We start from the raw sequence: 4218 nt of genomic DNA, 5'->3' as shown, positions 1-4218 counted from the left end.
CAGTTGCGCTCGCGTCACGCACCACGGTCTACCGGATCAGGACCCACTACGAAGGTGAATCGCACAAATTGATCACGACCGAATACGTGCCCTAGCCGGGCACGGACGCCGGATCGGCCGCACCGCACCCGCCCGAGGCGCCCGCCACGACGGGGGCGGTGCGGCGAGCCGAAGGCTCGGGTGCGGCCGGTCGGTTGGAGGTTCCGGCTCAGGAAGGCGCAGGGTCCGATCACGAGACCCGCGGCTTGTCGGGGGAGATGATCGGGGCGGCCGCCGGGAGTCTAAGTTGGGGCCCAAGCAACCCGATCCCGATTGGCACTGGTCAGATGGCTCACAACTCCACCACCGTTCCGGCCCGCTCGTCCTCGAACGACCGGTGGCCGCTCTTCACCACCATGGCGATCCTGGCCGTCCCGGTCGGACTGGCCTGCACCGTCTACGCGTTCTGGGCCCACGGCCACTACGTCGGCGGACTGGTGTGCGTCCCCACTCCCGCGATACCCGTGTCCGCGCAGGTCGCCGCATGGGCCGGTCCTGCCGTCGGCATACTCGCCGCGCCCTTCCTCGCCGTGCTGCTGTGGGCCGCGGTGCGGGGGCGGAACGCCATGGCGCGGCCCCTGATGCCGCTGCTGATCATCGCGCTCGTCATCGACCTGCTGCTCATCGTGCCGGAGGTGACCAACCTGCACTCGGTGCTCCCGGACTTCGAGCCGCACAAGGTCACCGCCACCTTCTGCGGGAAGGGCTACAGCTTCTGAGATCCGCGATCCCGCCGGAAGCGGACCGAGGGTTCCGCGTTCCGGTCGGCCGTCCCGGCAAGGGTGGCCGGGCACTCCTCCGGCCTTCGCCGGCAGGCGTCAAGGTCAGGGTCAGGGTCACTGCGGGGGCTTGGGCCGGGTTCGTCGAGCCCCGCACACCGCCGCCGATCAGGTTCTGCGCGAGATGACCATGATGTATTCGCAGGGGGCGTTCGTCGGGTTGGCGAAGCCGTGGTCCGTGTCGGCCTGGAAGAAGAGGGAGTCGCCCGTGTTCAGGGTCTCGCTGATGCCGCCGATCGCGACGGTCACGGTGCCTTCGAGTACCACGAGTTGCTTCTCCACACCCGGCGGGTACGCGGGCAGCAGCCCGGTGGAGACGTGCGGGGGAAGGTGGTGGACGACCATCTCGGCTCGTCCCGCGCCCGGGGCCGCCGACACCAGGTGCCGCTCGAAGCCGGTCTCCGGGTCGCGGAAGACGGGGCGATCGGTCTTGCGCATGACGAGGGCGACGCCGGGCGCGGCAGCCGCCGGCGTACCGATCAGGTCCGAGAGCGATGCGTCGAGCGCGTGGGCGATCCTGGACGCGACGCCGATCGTCGGGCTCTTCTCGCCGCGTTCGACCTTGGACAGCATCGCCCGGCTGACCGACGACCGTTCGGACAGCTGCTCCAGCGTCAGGCCCGCCTCCTCGCGGCGCCGCCGCACGTTGCCGCCGAACGCACCGGCCAGGTCGTCACCGTGCTGCGGTTCGGCCGCGTTTCCGTCTTGCTCGACCACCGTGCTCCTCGATCGATGGGTACTGCGCTGCCCACAGTGTAGTGTTCTCCTATAGGAGATCTGATCTCCTATAGGAGACGCACGACGTGCGCCCGACATGACGGAGGGGTTCCATGCGTTTGATCTCGTGTGGCCGGCACCACGCCACGTTCGAATTCGGCGACCTACAGGTGACCTCGTTGCGAGACGGGTACATCGACATGTCGCCGACACGGCTCCGCGGCGAGGACGGGCGCGCGCTCGACGTGCTGCCGCCCACGGTCCCGCTGGCCGGCGGCAACCTGCGGCTGTCGGTCAACGCCTTCTTCGTCACCGACGGCACGCGGTCGGTTCTCGTCGACACCGGCGCGTCCGACGTCTGGCCCGACCCCACCATGGGACTGATCTACGACGCGCTCGACGAAGCGGGAGTCGACCGCGCGCGCATCACCGATGTGGCCATCACCCACCGGCACGAGGACCACGTGAGCGGACTGGTCGCTCCGGACGGCTCGGAAGCGTTCGCCGGCCTCGAACGCGTGTGGATCGGCGCGGGCGACGCCTCGGTGTTCACGGGGCGGCTCGATCCGATCCGCGACCGGGTCGTACCCGTGTCAGGGAAGGTCGCGATCAACGACTGGACCACCGCGATCCCGACACCGGGCCACACGCCCGGTCACACCGTCTACGACGTCAGAAGCGGTATCAACCATCTTCTCGTCTGGGGTGACACCGTCCACGTCCCCACCCTCCAGTTCGATCAGCCGAACGTGGCCTGGGAGTTCGACGGCGACCAGTCCCAGGCGCGTGACGCGCGGGCGGCCCTCCTCGAACGACTGACCCGACCCGACCACTTCGTAGCCGGCGCCCACCTCGACTCACCCGGGATCGCCCGCGTGACCCCCTCCGGCGACGGCGACGGCCACGGCTACGCGCTGGAGTACCTCGCACCACCGATCGGCTGATCGGGCCTGTCGGTCCCGGGTCGCGTCCGCGACGGGCGGGCGGGGGCGGGCAGGGTCGTCCCGCCGGACGGTCGACCGTCAACTCGACTGCGTGGTAGAGCAGTTGACGTCGGTCCACAGCCCTGTTCGCCCTCGCCGAGGAAGTCCCGGCCGCGATCCCGGCCCGCATGCTCGGCATCCACATCCAAGTCGCCGTCCAGTGGCAGAAGGCCTCCGCCGGTGACTGTGCCGCCTACGCCGCCGACGTCAGCCGCCGCATCCCGGAGAACCGATGAAACTACCCATCACGATCCACCAAGCACGCCTCGGATCCGTGGAGTTCAAGGTCATACGACCAGCCCAGCCCCTAGTCCGCGCCGTGCTCGCCGACCACGATCGACACCTGGACGCCTATCTCGATCAAGACTCAGCGCGGCGAATCGGCGGTCTATGGACACTCGCTGCCTCTTCACCGCGCTCACTGGTCCACCTGCCGATGCGAGGCAACCGGGCCCCCGCCCGCGAGCTGCCCGAAGACGGCAAGCGCCAGCTTGACCTTGTGCTTCTGCATCACTCACTCCAGTTCGCGCCTTCCCAGTGGAAGACAGTGCGCGGGCGACTCGGGCCGGGCCGTCCCCGGACCGTGTCGCTGCCCGACCCAGGACAAATCGAGGGGGCCGTTGACCACGAAGCGCGGCACTACCGCGAAAACCGGGACCTGTTCCACCAGCACCTCCACGCCGAGACCCTGTTCATGACCGGCAGCGCGAAGGTGTTCAGGGAGACCGCCCGGCACTTCCTCGACGTTGCCCGAAACGGTCCCAGCTACGTCCCCGTCCACCCGAGCTACCCGTACTTCTGCACAGAGTTCCACTCCAACGACGGCATTCTCGGCGAAGCGCGCGAGATCCACATCGAGTACTGCGACGACTGGGTTCATGAACCGACCGACAGGACCAGCCACCCATGACGTTCCACAATCACCTTCAGCACCTCGCCGAGAACGCTCTCGCATCCATCCCGGCTGCTGAAGCCGACGACGTCTACGTCGTCTCTTTCTTCATCGACAACGAGGACGACGACCCGCGCAAGCCCACCTTGACCGTCGGCTACAACACCGAGACCCAGTTCCAGCTGAGCATCCCGGCAGCCTCCGACGAAGCGGAAGCACGCTGGAACTACGCCTTCTGGCTCCAGAACGAGCTGGCTGTGATCGGTGACCGCACCGCTGACCCCGCCGGAGCCGAAGCACGCCGCACATGGATCACCGAACTCGGGCTCTGGTATGAGCGGCCCACCGACCCCAACGACTGGATGACCATCGTCGGGCCGATTGCCGCACGGATCGAAGGCAGCTTCAACCAAGCCTGCGTCCGGCTCGCCCGCGACCTCCACGCGACCGGCATGATCGAGAGGGCCGTCGGCAGAAGCGTGCCGGTGATCCTCCATGAGCTGGAGTACTACGAGGGCATCGCCCGCCGAACCGCGGCCGCCAACCCGGCCGGCCTCGCTGATGGGTTCACAGCTTGGGTCCTCAATGGCTGATGCATTCGGACAGTTCCAATACCCGACTCCACCATTAAGAGCGTGTTGGGGGCAACCCGAGTTCGAATCTCGTATCCTCCGCCTTCGCCCGCCAGGGCGAACGAGGGCCCGGACCGCTCAGCGGACGCTGTTGGTTAATGCGGGTCCTGATCACTTCGCCCCGCCGACCGGTTGGTCGGCGGGGCGAAGTGCTGTGAAGTGGCTGGTGCGGGTGC

Annotated in this window: 5 protein-coding genes; 4 read left to right on the top strand and 1 reads right to left on the bottom strand. The window is 68.0% G+C overall.

What is annotated here, in order from left to right:
- Positions 1-326: 326 nt before the first annotated feature.
- On the top strand, positions 327-758 hold the full coding sequence (locus ACZ7KX_RS42565) for a hypothetical protein (RefSeq protein WP_470331324.1): 432 nt from the start codon (positions 327-329) through the stop codon (positions 756-758).
- A gap of 168 nt (positions 759-926) precedes the next feature.
- On the opposite strand, the gene ACZ7KX_RS42560 is transcribed toward ACZ7KX_RS42565, so the two are convergent.
- Positions 927-1535 carry a helix-turn-helix domain-containing protein gene (locus ACZ7KX_RS42560; RefSeq protein WP_470331323.1) on the bottom strand — a complete coding sequence of 203 codons (609 nt, stop codon included), beginning with the start codon at positions 1533-1535 and terminating at the stop codon, positions 927-929.
- Positions 1536-1735: 200 nt separating this feature from the next.
- Here ACZ7KX_RS42560 and ACZ7KX_RS42555 point away from each other — a divergent pair, with 200 nt between their 5' ends.
- The 3 genes from ACZ7KX_RS42555 to ACZ7KX_RS42545 all read left to right on the top strand — a co-directional run bounded on the left by ACZ7KX_RS42555 (position 1736) and on the right by ACZ7KX_RS42545 (position 4003).
- Positions 1736-2479, top strand: a complete 744-nt coding sequence (locus ACZ7KX_RS42555) for an MBL fold metallo-hydrolase (protein ID WP_470331322.1) — start codon at positions 1736-1738, stop codon at positions 2477-2479.
- 271 nt (positions 2480-2750) lie between these two features.
- The gene (locus tag ACZ7KX_RS42550) at positions 2751-3428 is read left to right on the top strand and encodes a hypothetical protein (protein WP_470331321.1); all 678 of its coding nucleotides are present in this window, start codon (positions 2751-2753) and stop codon (positions 3426-3428) included.
- Positions 3425-4003 carry a hypothetical protein gene (locus ACZ7KX_RS42545; protein ID WP_470331320.1) on the top strand — a complete coding sequence of 193 codons (579 nt, stop codon included), beginning with the start codon at positions 3425-3427 and terminating at the stop codon, positions 4001-4003. The genes ACZ7KX_RS42550 and ACZ7KX_RS42545 overlap by 4 nt, the downstream gene beginning before the upstream one ends.
- Positions 4004-4218 lie beyond the last annotated feature (215 nt).

The organism is Kitasatospora sp. NPDC038210, from assembly GCF_055600605.1.
The sequence above is the reverse complement of the archived record's forward strand: the minus strand, read 5'-3'. Positions and strand labels throughout refer to the sequence as shown.